Source organism: Streptomyces sp. NPDC049541 (assembly GCF_044465725.1).
GTDB lineage: Bacteria > Actinomycetota > Actinomycetes > Streptomycetales > Streptomycetaceae > Streptomyces.
This window is the reverse complement of record NZ_JBITLY010000001.1, coordinates 1,548,200-1,560,379: the sequence shown is the minus strand read 5'-3', so window position 1 is coordinate 1,560,379 and position 12,180 is coordinate 1,548,200. Positions and strand designations below refer to the sequence as shown.

Genomic DNA, 12,180 nt, shown 5'->3' with positions numbered 1-12,180 from the left:
TCACGAGAGCGGAACCGCCGGGCGGAACAAGCCCGGGCGGTTCACAGCGTCCTCGCTGTGTTTTTTCAAAGGAACCTCGCCACCAGGAAACTTCCCGGTGTCGGGGTATCAACATATCTGGCGTTGATTTTTGGCACGCTGTTGAGTTCTCAAGGAACGGACGCTTCCTCTGTACTTACCCTCTCGGGCTTTCCTCCGGGCGCTTCCCTTCGGTCTTGCGTTTCCGACTCTATCAGATCCTTTCGGGCCTGATTCCCTGTCGGCGGGGCCTTTCGACATTCACTACGTTAGCCGATTCCCCCGGCCAACTCATAATCGAGTTCTGCGAGTCCGAATTCAGGCATGCGGGCACACCGAATTCGACCCCGCCGAGGGGTGATCGTAGGTAGTGGTTTGGCCGCTTCCGGCTGCTGGCGATTGCCGTACCCGGTTCAAGCGGCTCGGGCTACATTACGCATCTTCCAAGGACGCGTCAACTTGAGCGGCGCCTCGGAACGTGGGCCCGATAGGGGCTCACCGTCGGGTCGTTGGCGATCCAGAAGCGCCACGGGTGCACGCCCCCGTCACCGGCCACGCCGGTACGTGGACCGTTGCGTACCTGGTCGGGGGTGACTGCGGTGCCCGTCAGGATCCGCAAAGGGGTGTCTCCCGGGGCGCACGCGTCCGTGCCGTCAAGATCGCGGGCCACGTCCAGGGCTGTGGCCAGGCGTGCGGGCCCTTTGGCCAGTTCCTTGTCGTTTCGGGCCGAGAGTCGACGTTTGCGAGCGAGCTCGGCGCCCTCGATGACCTCGCCGGCCCGGAGCAGGACCGCGCTCGCCCTCCCTTCGGGGCCGCACACCAGGTTCATGCAGAACCACATGCCGTAGGTGAAGTAGACGTATACGTGCCCGGGCGGTCCGAACATCACGCCGTTTCGGGCCGTGCGGCCGCGATAGGCGTGGGAGCCGGGGTCGTTCTGGCCGTCGTAGGCCTCGACCTCTGTGAGGCGCAGGGCGATCGGACCGTCGGGTGTCGTACGCACGAGGATGCGGCCCAGGAGGTCGGGGGCGACTTCCAGGACGGGGCGGTCGAAGAACTCCCTGGGGAGTGGCGTACGGTCCGGTGGCGCGATCATGGGGCACGAGCCTAGTCCAGACGGGTGGAGACCAAGGGCTGGTCAAGGTTCCCTCTCCTTGCCAGGGTGTGGGGCGGAACCGGCCGTACCCGGATCGCGTTTGTAGGGATCAAGGGTCCACACGTATAGGGAGAGACATGGCGTTCAAGAAGCTGCTCGCGAGCCTGGGGGCCGGCGGGGCTTCGGTCGAGACGGTGCTGACCGAGGTCAACGTCGTTCCGGGCGGCGTCGTCCAGGGTGAGGTGCGGATCCAGGGCGGGTCCGTGAACCAGGACATCGAGGGCCTGTCGGTCGGACTGCAGGCCAAGGTCGAGGTCGAGAGCGGCGACGAGGAGTACAAACAGAACATCGAGTTCACCCGGGTGCAGCTCGGTGGCGCCTTCGAGCTGCAGGCCGGGGCCGTGCACGCGGTGCCGTTCGGGCTCGAGATCCCCTGGGAGACGCCGGTCACGATGATCGACGGGCAGGCCCTGCGCGGTATGAACATCGGTGTGACCACGGAGCTGGCGATCGCGCGGGCCGTCGACTCCGGCGACCTGGACCCCATCAACGTGCACCCGCTGCCGGCGCAGAAGGCGATCCTGGACGCGTTCATCCAGCTGGGCTTCCGCTTCAAGAACGCGGACATGGAGCGCGGACACATCCGAGGTACTCGGCAGAAGCTGCCGTTCTACCAGGAGATCGAGTTCTACCCGCCGTCGCAGTACCGCGGTCTCAACCAGGTCGAGTTGAGCTTCGTGGCCGACGAGTACGCCATGGACGTCATCCTGGAGATGGACAAGAAGCCCGGTCTGTTCAGCGAGGGCAGTGACACCTATCGGTCCTTCCAGGTGGGGCTGCAGGACTTCCACGGGACCGACTGGGCGGCGTACCTCAACCAGTGGCTGTCCGAGGTCGGCAGCAAGCGCAACTGGTTCTAGGCTCGGAACTGCTGATTCCGCCATCGATCAGGAGGTACCGAGGTGACCGAGCTCAAGCGGCGGCCGCTCCCCCATGACTTCCATCCGCCCGTGCCGTCGTTCACGGTGACGAGTGAGGACGTCGCGGAGGGCGCCACGCTCAAGGACGCTCAGGTCTACGCGGGCGGCAACATCTCGCCGCAGCTGCGGTGGGAGGGCTTCCCCGCCGAGACCAAGAGCTTCGCCGTGACCTGCTACGACCCGGACGCCCCCACGGGCAGCGGGTTCTGGCACTGGACGGTCTTCGACATCCCGGCCTCGGTGACCGAGCTGCCGGCCGGTGCGGGCAGCGGCAAGTTCGAGGGGCTGCCCGAGGGTGCCGTGCAGGTGCGCAACGACTACGGGAGCAAGGACTTCGGCGGGGCTGCTCCGCCGCCCGGCGACGGGCCGCACCGGTATGTGTTCACGGTGTACGCCGTGGACCAGGAGAAGTTGGGGCCGGATTCCGATGTCTCTCCCGCCGTCGTCGGTTTCAATCTGCGGTTCCACGCGATCGCGCGTGCCCAGCTGATCGGTGAGTACGAGGTGCCCGCCGAAGACTGACGTTCATGGAACGTTTGCCCGCCTCTGGTCTTGGAATTGATCAGGGGCGGGCAGTTTTTATTGCGTTGTCCATCTCGGCGTGCCCGGCCAGAGTTGATCCAAGCCCGCCAGGGGGTGGGCCGACTGCACGGGAGGTGGGCTGGGATGCGGGACACGCTGGTACTGAATGCGAGCTTTGAGCCGCTGTCGACGGTGACGTTGAATCGAGCCGTCGTTCTGGTGCTGCAGGACAAGGCCGTTGTCGAGCAGGCCCACCCCGAGCTGCGCATGCGTGGAGCCGCGGTCGACATACCCGTGCCCCGGGTGATCCGACTGTGCCGGTATGTTCGGGTGCCGTTCCGAAGACAAGCGCCGTGGTCGAGGCGGGGGGTGCTGGTCAGGGACCGGCACCGGTGCGCGTACTGCGGCCGCAGGGCGACCACCGTGGACCACGTGGTGCCGAGGGCGCAGGGTGGTCAGGACTCGTGGCTGAACACGGTGGCCTCGTGCGCGGAGGACAACCACCGTAAGGCGGACCGCACTCCGGAGCAGGCGGGTATGCCGTTGCTGCGGCAGCCGTTCGAGCCGACGCCTCAGGACGCGATGCTGCTGACGCTTGGCAGTGAGGACTTCGAGGCGCTTCCGGACTGGCTGGCCCAGCCCGCCGCCTAGGCCGTACGCAGAACTCGGGGCTCACCTCCGTCGGAGGTGAGCCCCGGTGTCGTACAGGACGCGTCAGTCGATCGACGGCTTCTCTCGGCGTTCCGGAGCCTTCTCCGAGCCTCCGCCGCCTGAGTTGCCGCCGAACGGGCCGAAGTTGCCCATGGCGCCGGAGAGGCCCTTGAGGGCGTCGCCGATTTCGCTGGGGACGATCCAGAGCTTGTTGGCGTCGCCCTCGGCGATCTTCGGGAGCATCTGGAGGTACTGGTAGCTGAGGAGCTTCTGGTCGGGGTCGCCGGCGTGGATGGACTCGAAGACCGTGCGGATCGCCTGGGCTTCGCCCTCGGCGCGCAGGGCGGCGGCCTTGGCCTCACCCTCGGCGCGCAGGATCTGGGACTGCTTCTCACCTTCGGCGGTGAGGATTGCGGCCTGGCGCGTACCTTCGGCGGTGAGGATCGCTGCGCGCTTGTCACGGTCGGCGCGCATCTGCTTCTCCATCGAGTCCTGGATGGAGGTGGGCGGTTCGATGGCCTTGAGCTCGACGCGGTTGACGCGGATGCCCCACTTGCCGGTGGCCTCGTCGAGGACGCCGCGCAGGGCCGCGTTGATCTCCTCGCGGGAGGTCAGGGTCCGCTCGAGGTCCATGCCACCGATGATGTTGCGGAGCGTGGTGACGGTGAGCTGCTCGATCGCCTGGATGTAGCTGGCGACTTCGTATGTCGCGGCCCGGGCGTCGGTCACCTGGTAATAGATGACCGTGTCGATGTTGACGACCAGGTTGTCCTGGGTGATCACCGGCTGCGGCGGGAACGGTACGACCTGTTCGCGCAGGTCGATGCGGTTGCGGATGGTGTCGATGAACGGGACGACGATGTTGAGGCCCGCGTTCAGCGTCCGCGTGTAGCGGCCGAAGCGCTCCACGATGGCGGCGCTGGCCTGTGGGATGACTTGGATGGTCCTGATCAGGGCGATGAAGACCAACACCACCAGAATGATCAGGACGATGATGACCGGTTCCATCGTCGTTCCCCGTACCCTTCTCCGCCTCGGCGCTTTCGGAAGATCTTATGGTTGTTGAAGATCTTGCTGGTCGAGTCTGACAGACCGTCGTACAACTCGTGGGCTGTTCGCTTCAGTTGAGTCCTACGAGGTCAGATGACGATCGCGGTGGCCCCTTCGATCTCCACGACATCCACTTCCTGCCCCACTTCGTAGGCGCTGCCGGCGTCGAGCGAGCGAGCCGACCAGACCTCGCCGGCCAGTTTGATCCGGCCTCCGGAGCCGTCGACGCGCTCGAGCACGACGGCCTGCTTGCCCTTCAACGCCTCGACTCCCGTGGCGAGTTGGGGGCGTTGCGCGCTGTGCCGGGCCGCGATGGGACGTACGACGGCGATCAGGGCGACCGAGACGACGACGAAGGCGAGTACCTGTGCCACGGAACCGAAGCCCACTCCGGCCATGACCGCGGCGGCGACGGCGCCCACGGCGAGCATGCCGAACTCCGGCATCGCGGTGACCACGAGCGGGATTCCGAGCGCAGCCGCGCCGACGAGCCACCACACCCATGCGTCGATGTCGTTCACGTGGTCATGGTAGGACCGCGGGTCCTGCCTCGGACAGGGCGCGATGTGGCTGGGTGGGGTTCTTGCCCGTGTCTTCGCGCGGGCTTCACACGGTCAGGACAGCGGCAGGCCCTGAGCGGTCCAGCGGTCGCCGACCTGTTCGACGACGAGCGGGAGGCCGAAGCAGAGGGACAGGTTGCGGGAGGTGAGCTCGAGCTCCAGCGGCCCGGCGGCGAGAACCTTGCCCTGGCGGATCATCAGGACGTGGGTGAAGCCGGGGGCGATCTCCTCGACATGGTGAGTGACCATGATCATCGAGGGGGCGATCGGATCGCGGGCGAGTCGGCCGAGGCGGCGGACCAGGTCCTCGCGGCCGCCGAGGTCGAGGCCGGCGGCGGGCTCGTCGAGGAGGAGGAGCTCGGGGTCGGTCATCAGGGCGCGGGCGATGAGGGTGCGCTTGCGCTCGCCCTCGGAGAGGGTGCCGAACCTGCGGTCCACGTACTCGGTCATGCCGAGGCGGTCGAGGAAGGCGCGGGCGCGCTGCTCGTCGATGTCCTCGTAGTCCTCGTGCCAGCCGGCGGTCATGCCGTAGGCGGCGGTGAGGACGGTCTGCAGGACGGTCTGGCGCTTGGGGAGCTTGTCGGCCATGGCGATGCCGGCCATGCCGATGCGGGGGCGCAGTTCGAATACGTCGACCTTGCCGAGGGTCTCGCCGAGGATGGAAGCGGTGCCGCTGCTGGGGAAGAGGTAGCTGGAGGCGACGTTCAGGAGGGTCGTCTTGCCGGCGCCGTTGGGGCCGAGGATGACCCAGCGCTCGCCTTCCTTCACCGACCAGGAGACCTGGTCCACCAGAGCCCGGCCCTCCCGGACCACGGATACGTCCTGAAGCTCCAGAACATCGCTCATGAGCGCGTTGTCTCCCCTTGCAGTGTGACCGGTCTCGGCGTCTCGGCTGTCGCGTGCGCGCTTTCGGGCGCAGCCCTCGATGAAATCTACGCCACCGGCCGCCCGGCCCATTCCATCGGTCCGGTCCTTAGGGTGGGGGCATGCTCTCGGAACCGCGTTCAGGACGCTTTGCCGCTTGGGGAAACGCCCTTTTGGCCGGACTTGTCTCGCCGGACGACGCCGTGCTGGCGATCGTCGGGGACGATGCCGTGCATCGCATGGAGGGGCTGCCCGGTGAGTCGGCGCCCGTTGGGCTCACACTGGCGCTGGGCCGGCTGAGGGCGCTCGGCGCCACGGGTCTGCGGGTCGCGCTGCCTGCTCCGGGGCATCCGCTGGGGCTGAGCGGGCCGCCGGAGTTCAATGCGTGGGCGATGGAGGCCGAGGAGGCGGTGGTCTGTCATGGCGCCGCGTTCGGCTTGGTGCCCGAGGTGTACGAGGCCGGGCCCGACGGCGATGTGCACGTGGAGGTCGTGTGGCACTGCCTGCCGGTGCGGGAGGCTCCGCCGGCCGATGTGCCCTCGCTGGGTGAGGCCGAGCGGGAGCTGGCGGAGGCGTTGCGGGAGGCGACGGAGGTGCTCTCGCGGCTGGACGTGGCCGGGTCGGGGCCGGTGGCGGAGGCGGCGATCGATGCGTACCGGGCGCGGGCCGAGCGGGGGCGTGAGGTGCTGGCGCCGGGTTATCCGCCGCGGGCGGTGCGGGTGCTGGAGTTGGCGCAGCGGGTGGGGCTGCTGATTTCCCTTGCTCGCGGCAACGGGCACGGGGGTGCGGTGAGCGCCGGTGAGATGGGGGCGCGGGCCGAGGCTCTGCGGCCGGTGGAGCGGACGGCTCGGCGGGCGCAGGTCGCCGCGTACAACTCCGTTGTGGAGGAGCGGGAGCGGGGGGTGCGGTGAGCGCCGGCGGTTTTGTGGCCGGCGGTTGTCGTCGCGTCTGGGGGCTCTGCCCCCAGGCCCCCGTGTCGGACTGAACGGCCTCGTCCTCAAACGCCGGACGGGCTGAAAGGCGGACCCCGGCCGACGCGGTGAAAAACTGACCGGCCTCCCGGGGTGCCCGGGAGGCCGGAGTCAGTGCGTGCGGTGTGGCCTGTGTCAGTGGTTGACGGCCAGGTTGCCGAAGGCGGGGTTCAGCACGCCGACGACGTTCACGCTGTTGCCCGAGACGTTCACCGGGATGTGCACCGGGGCCTGGACCACGTTGCCCGAGACGATGCCGGGCGAGCCCACGGCCGTCCCGTCGGCGTGCGCACCGCCGGTGGTGGCGGAGGCCATTCCGGCTCCAGCGGCGAGCAGACCGCCGGTCACCATCGTCACAGCCGCTGCCTTCTTCAGGTTCTTCACTTTCCAAGCCCTCCCTAGCGGTTGCTGCGGCAATCGCCGCAGCACGCACTGAAGAACGGCGGAGATCCTCGGAGGATGCGCCATCCGGGGGACATTCCCACGACGGTATGAATCTCAGTCCGGAACGGAACCCTCCGTATTGCCGCGACACGCCGGCGTGCGGTGTGTTTCAGCCGGTCACACCGTGGCGGACGGCCCACAGGGCCGCCTGGGTGCGGTCCGCCAGGTCGAGCTTCATCAGAATGTTCGAGACATGGGTCTTCACGGTCTTCTCGGACAGGACGAGGGCGCGCGCGATCTCGCGGTTCGAGCGGCCGTCCGCTATCAGGCCGAGCACCTCGCGCTCCCGTTCCGTGAGTGAACCGCCGCGCCCCTGGCCCGAGTTGGCCTCCTCCTGGGAGAGCAGGGCGCCCGCGACCTCGGGCTGGAGCAGGATGTGCCCGGCGTGGACGGAGCGGATGGCGCCGGCCAGGGCGTCCGGGTCCACGTCCTTGTAGACGTATCCGGCGGCGCCCGCGCGCAGGGCCGGGACCACCGTGCGCTGTTCGGTGAAGCTGGTGACGATCAGCACGCGCGCGGGGTTGTTCAGCTCGCGCAGCTTGCGCAGGGCGTCCACGCCGTCCATGCCGGGCATCTTGACGTCCATCAGCACGACGTCGGGCTGCAGTTCCTCGGCACGCGCGACTCCTTCGGCGCCGTCGGCCGCCTCGCCCACGACCTCGATGTCGTCCTGCACTTCGAGGAACGTGCGCAGGCCGCGGCGGACCACCTGGTGGTCGTCGACGAGCAGCACCTTGATTGCGTCAGCCACCGGGGACCTCCATCTCGATCGTGGTGCCCTTTCCGGGCGCCGACTCCACGGTCAGCACGCCGCCGACCCCGCTTGCGCGGTCCCGCATGGACACCAGGCCCAGGTGGCGCCCCGCGCGACGTATCGACTTCGGGTCGAAGCCGCTGCCGTCGTCCGTGACGCGCAGGACCGTTCCGGCCTCGCGCCGGGACAGGGTCACGTCCACGTGCCCGGCCCCGGAGTGGCGCAGGGCGTTGTGCAGTGCCTCCTGGGCGACCCGCAGGACGGCCTCCTCCTGGGCGGCGGGCAGGGCGCGCACGCCACAGCTGTCGAAGGTCACACTCGCGGTGTGGGCGCGGTCGAGGACCTGGATCTGGGTGCGCAGGGTGGCGACCAGGCCGTCCTCGTCGAGGGCCGCGGGACGCAGCTCCACCACGGCGGCGCGCAGTTCGTCGGCGGCCTCGGCGGCGAGTGCGGCCACCTGTTGCAGCTCGCCCTTGGCTCGGGAGGGGTCGCGGTCGACGAGGGCGGCGGCGGCCTGTGCGGTCAGACGCAGGGAGAAGAGCTTCTGGCTGACCGCGTCGTGCAGCTCGTGGGCGAGGCGGGAACGCTCCTCGGCGATGGTCAGCTCGCGGCTGCGCTCGTACAGACGGGCGTTGGTGAGGGCGATCGCGGCGTGCTGGGCGAGGATGGCGAGCAGGTCCTCGTCCTCCTCCGTGAAGCCGCAGCGTCCGTCCGCCTTCGGGCACGGGGGGTTCTCCCCCGCAGCGCGCAGCTTGTTGGCCAGGAACAGGGCGCCGATGACCTCGTCACCGTCCTTGATGGGCAGGCCCAGGAAGTCGGACATCTCGGGGTGGGCGGAGGGCCAGCCCTCGAAGCGGGGGTCCTTGCGGACGTCGGCGAGGCGCTCGATCTTCGCTTCCTGCAGCATCGCGGCGAGGATGCCGTGCTGACGCGGGAGCGGGCCGATGGCCTTCCACTGCGCGTCGCTCACGCCGTCGACCACGAACTGGGCGAAGCCGCCGTGGTCGTCGGGGACGCCGAGGGCGGCGTACTGCGCGTCGAGCAGCTCGCGGGCCGAGGCGACGATCGTCTTGAGGACGTCGCGCACCTCGAGATGCCTGCTCATGGCCAGCAGCGCGGTGCTCACCGCGGTGAGGCCGGACCGGGGACCGTGACTCATGCCCTCAAGGTACCGGCGGGGTGTGACAACGGGATCGGACCAGTGACGGCGGAGCCTGCGCCGGTGGGCCTAGGGCGGGCGGACTAGGTCCGGGGCCCCGGACGGGCGGCTTAGTCCGAAGGGCCCCGGCCGGTTGGGGCCCGCGTCCGAGGCGGGGCGGGCGGTCCGGTTCCTAGGTTGAGGTCACCGCCGATCGACGGGCGGCCGAGACGAGGGGACGTGTCATGCCGGTAGCGATCATCACGGGGGCTTCGAAGGGGCTGGGGAGGGCGCTGGCCGAGGCACTGGCCGCGCGCGGCTGGGATCTGGTGCTCGACGCGAGGACGCAGGGGGCTCTCGCCGAGGCTGCGGAGGCCGTGTCCGCGTACGGCACGCGGGTGAGCGCCGTGCCCGGGGATGTCACGGACGCCGCTCACCGGGCGGAGCTGGTGGCGGCCGCGGAGAAGCTGGGCGGCATCGATCTGCTGGTGAACAACGCCAGCGCACTGGGCGCCGAGCCTCTCGTACGACTGGAGGAGCTGCCCCTGGAGGGGTTCAGGCGGGCGCTGGAGGTGAACGTGGTGGCCGCACTGGGCCTGGTGCAGGAGGCGCTGCCGCTGCTGCGGACGTCCGAGGCGGGCACGGTGATCGCGGTCAGTTCGGACGCGGCCGCCGAGGCCTATGAGACCTGGGGCGGGTACGGCGCCTCGAAGGCGGCCCTCGACCATCTCGCGGCGGTGTTCGCCGAGGAGGAGCCGGGGCTTCGGGTGTGGGCCGTCGACCCCGGGGACATGGCCACGGACCTGTATGCGGCGGCCGTACCGGACGACGGTGATCCGCGGCCGGCACCGGCGAGTGTGGTGCCGGCGTTCCTGCGGCTGCTGGACGAGCGTCCGGCGAGCGGCCGGTATGCGGCTCCGGCGCTGCTGGAGGTGCAGCGATGACGGTGGCGGTGCGCGTACCGGAGGAGCTGTCGGCCCGGATCCCGGTCGAGCAGCGCGGGGCGGGGCTGGAGCGGGATGCCGTACGGCTGCTCGTGTCGCGCGGCTGCGAGGTGTCGCACCATGCGTTCGTGGAGCTGCCGCGGCTGCTGCGGGCCGGGGATCTGCTCGTCGTGAACACCTCGCCCACGTTGGCCGCCGCCGTGGACGGGCGGGCCGGGCACGCGCGCGTGGTGGTGCACTTCTCCACACGCGGGGACGACGGGCGGTGGGCGGTCGAGCTGCGGGATCCGGACGGGAAGGGCACCACGCGCGCGCGCACCTCCAGGCCCGCGGGCCTGGAGGTGCGACTGCCCGGTGGCGTGCGGCTGGTCCTGGAGGAGCCGCTGAGCGCGCGCGGCGACCGGTTGTGGTGGGCGCAAGTGTCGGGGGCCGGGGTCCTCGGGCTGCTGCGGGAGCACGGGCGGCCCATTCGCTACTCCTATACGGAGCGGGACCAGCCGCTGTCCGTGTACCAGACGGTGTTCGCACTGCCGACCGCCGACGGGACGGGCAGTGCGGAGATGCCGAGTGCGGCGCGGCCCTTCACGGCCCGGCTGGTGGCGGAGCTGGTGAGCCGGGGCGTGCAGTTCGCGCCGATCACCCTGCACACCGGGGTGGCCTCGGCGGAGGCGCACGAGCCGCCGTATCCGGAGCGGTTCTCGGTGCCGGAGGCGTCGGCTCGGCTGATCAATGCCGCCCGGGCGGGCGGTGGACGGGTGGTGGCGGTCGGGACGACGGCCGTACGGGCCGTGGAGTCGGCGGCGGGTCCGGACGGCGTCGTACGCGCGCGTGAAGGGTGGACGGATCTGGTTGTCACCCCGGAGCGCGGGGTACGGGTGGTGGACGGGCTGCTGACCGGGCTGCACGAGCCGGAGGCCTCGCATCTGCTGATGCTGGAGGCGATCGCCGGGCGGGCCGCGATCGAGCGCAGCTACGAGGAGGCGCTGCGCGGGCTCTACCTGTGGCACGAGTTCGGGGACCTGCACCTCATCCTCCCGTAGGAGAACCCTCACGCAGTGCATTGCTCAAGCAACTCATGGTGAGACTGTCGTGGCGGCGATGTGAGCCCGCGCATAGGGCGCAGATCACGTACGAAGGGCAATAGGAGACAGACCCTCCCCGCATGAGCGGGGCGAACGGTCCAGTCTGTCCGTTTTTGCCCTCACCCGATCCACTACCGGGGATCGTACGTCACACCTTTGCCACGACATTTTGCGGCCGCTAAGAATGGCTGCCGTCGCTCAGCGCCGCGGGTTCCCCCCGCGGCGTTTGTGCGGGCCGGACCCGTGTCCCCCGCAGGACGTTGAGCGACCTCCGCGCTATTCGAAGAGGTCCGTCTGCCATGCTCAAGAACACCAACATTCGCCGTCTCAGTCGCTCGCTGACCCGTCACCAGAGGGTCGCGATGGCCGGTGTCGCCACCCTCGGTGCCGCCGCTCTCGCGTTCTCCGCGGTACCCAGCAACGCCGAGACCACCACGAACGAGGCCACCGTCTCGACGGCCAAGGTGGAGTACGGCTCCAACCAGATCAAGGACGTCAAGGCCAGCGTCACCGACCAGCTCGCCGGTGCCAGCCTGAAGGCCGAGGCCATCAAGGCGAAGGCCGAGGCCAAGGCCAAGCAGAAGGCCGCCGCCGCGGCTGCCGCGAAGAAGGCTGCCGCCGCCGCGGCGGCCAAGAAGGCCGAGGCCGCGCGCAAGGCGAAGGAGGCCGCGAGCCGGGCCGCCCAGCGTGCTGCGATCAAGCCGGTCGCCAAGACCTACCCGAACAACCTGGACGGCTGGATCCGGAACGCGCTCGACATCATGCAGGCCAAGGGCATACCGGGCAGCTACAACGGCCTGTACCGCAACATCATGCGGGAGTCCTCGGGCAACCCGAACGCCATCAACGACTGGGACATCAACGCCATCAACGGCATCCCGTCGAAGGGCCTGCTGCAGGTCATCCCGCCGACCTTCAACGCCTACCACGTGGCCGGCACGTCCTGGAACATCTACGACCCGGTCGCCAACATCACCGCCGCCGCCAACTACGCGGCCGACAGGTACGGCTCGATCGACAACGTCAACAGCGCGTACTGAGGTCGGCGCGGACCTCTTCACGCAGGCATCGAAGGGCGGCACCCACTGGGGTGCCGCCCTTCGGCG

14 protein-coding genes are annotated in these 12,180 nt (G+C 69.4%); 7 read left to right on the top strand and 7 right to left on the bottom strand.

What is annotated here, in order from left to right:
* Positions 1-472 precede the first annotated feature (472 nt).
* Positions 473-1,114, bottom strand: coding sequence for a DNA-3-methyladenine glycosylase (locus tag ACIBW9_RS07195; protein ID WP_398952010.1), 642 nt, complete (start codon positions 1,112-1,114; stop codon positions 473-475).
* Positions 1,115-1,251: 137 nt separating this feature from the next.
* On the opposite strand from ACIBW9_RS07195, the gene ACIBW9_RS07190 reads away from it, so the two are divergent.
* The 3 genes from ACIBW9_RS07190 (at position 1,252) to ACIBW9_RS07180 (ending at position 3,267) form a co-directional block, all read left to right on the top strand.
* Positions 1,252-2,034 (top strand): sporulation protein, encoded by a 783-nt coding sequence (locus ACIBW9_RS07190; RefSeq protein ID WP_398952008.1) that lies wholly within the window; start codon positions 1,252-1,254, stop codon positions 2,032-2,034.
* 42 nt (positions 2,035-2,076) lie between these two features.
* Entirely contained in the window at positions 2,077-2,616 is a 540-nt protein-coding gene (locus tag ACIBW9_RS07185) for a YbhB/YbcL family Raf kinase inhibitor-like protein (RefSeq protein ID WP_398952006.1), read from the top strand.
* A 144-nt stretch (positions 2,617-2,760) separates the two neighbouring features.
* Positions 2,761-3,267: an HNH endonuclease gene (locus tag ACIBW9_RS07180; RefSeq protein WP_389082842.1), complete on the top strand. Its 507-nt coding sequence runs from the start codon at positions 2,761-2,763 to the stop codon at positions 3,265-3,267.
* Positions 3,268-3,330: 63 nt separating this feature from the next.
* Here ACIBW9_RS07180 and ACIBW9_RS07175 read toward each other — a convergent pair whose 3' ends face one another.
* The 3 genes from ACIBW9_RS07175 to ACIBW9_RS07165 all read right to left on the bottom strand — a co-directional run bounded on the left by ACIBW9_RS07175 (position 3,331) and on the right by ACIBW9_RS07165 (position 5,723).
* Complete coding sequence (locus ACIBW9_RS07175; RefSeq protein ID WP_099927853.1) at positions 3,331-4,275, bottom strand: SPFH domain-containing protein; 945 nt, start codon at positions 4,273-4,275, stop codon at positions 3,331-3,333.
* 131 nt (positions 4,276-4,406) lie between these two features.
* Complete coding sequence (locus ACIBW9_RS07170) at positions 4,407-4,838, bottom strand: NfeD family protein (RefSeq protein ID WP_398952002.1); 432 nt, start codon at positions 4,836-4,838, stop codon at positions 4,407-4,409.
* 93 nt (positions 4,839-4,931) lie between these two features.
* Complete coding sequence (locus ACIBW9_RS07165; RefSeq protein ID WP_398951999.1) at positions 4,932-5,723, bottom strand: ABC transporter ATP-binding protein; 792 nt, start codon at positions 5,721-5,723, stop codon at positions 4,932-4,934.
* A 140-nt stretch (positions 5,724-5,863) separates the two neighbouring features.
* Here ACIBW9_RS07165 and ACIBW9_RS07160 point away from each other — a divergent pair, with 140 nt between their 5' ends.
* Positions 5,864-6,652 carry a hypothetical protein gene (locus ACIBW9_RS07160; protein ID WP_398951997.1) on the top strand — a complete coding sequence of 263 codons (789 nt, stop codon included), beginning with the start codon at positions 5,864-5,866 and terminating at the stop codon, positions 6,650-6,652.
* 195 nt (positions 6,653-6,847) lie between these two features.
* Here ACIBW9_RS07160 and ACIBW9_RS07155 read toward each other — a convergent pair whose 3' ends face one another.
* The 3 genes from ACIBW9_RS07155 to ACIBW9_RS07145 form a co-directional block, all read right to left on the bottom strand.
* Positions 6,848-7,096, bottom strand: coding sequence for a chaplin (locus ACIBW9_RS07155; protein ID WP_398951995.1), 249 nt, complete (start codon positions 7,094-7,096; stop codon positions 6,848-6,850).
* 169 nt (positions 7,097-7,265) lie between these two features.
* On the bottom strand, positions 7,266-7,907 hold the full coding sequence (locus ACIBW9_RS07150; RefSeq protein WP_344403680.1) for a response regulator transcription factor: 642 nt from the start codon (positions 7,905-7,907) through the stop codon (positions 7,266-7,268).
* Positions 7,900-9,069: a GAF domain-containing sensor histidine kinase gene (locus tag ACIBW9_RS07145; RefSeq protein ID WP_398951992.1), complete on the bottom strand. Its 1,170-nt coding sequence runs from the start codon at positions 9,067-9,069 to the stop codon at positions 7,900-7,902. Before ACIBW9_RS07145 ends, ACIBW9_RS07150 begins: the two co-directional genes overlap by 8 nt.
* Before the next feature lie 224 nt (positions 9,070-9,293).
* On the opposite strand from ACIBW9_RS07145, the gene ACIBW9_RS07140 reads away from it, so the two are divergent.
* From ACIBW9_RS07140 to ACIBW9_RS07130, 3 genes are all read left to right on the top strand, one after another.
* A complete protein-coding gene (locus tag ACIBW9_RS07140) occupies positions 9,294-9,992 on the top strand; it encodes an SDR family NAD(P)-dependent oxidoreductase (RefSeq protein WP_398951990.1) in 699 nt (232 codons plus the stop codon).
* Complete coding sequence (locus tag ACIBW9_RS07135) at positions 9,989-11,032, top strand: S-adenosylmethionine:tRNA ribosyltransferase-isomerase (protein ID WP_398951989.1); 1,044 nt, start codon at positions 9,989-9,991, stop codon at positions 11,030-11,032. The genes ACIBW9_RS07140 and ACIBW9_RS07135 overlap by 4 nt, the downstream gene beginning before the upstream one ends.
* 341 nt (positions 11,033-11,373) lie before the next feature.
* Entirely contained in the window at positions 11,374-12,114 is a 741-nt protein-coding gene (locus tag ACIBW9_RS07130) for a transglycosylase SLT domain-containing protein (protein WP_398951987.1), read from the top strand.
* Positions 12,115-12,180: the final 66 nt, after the last annotated feature.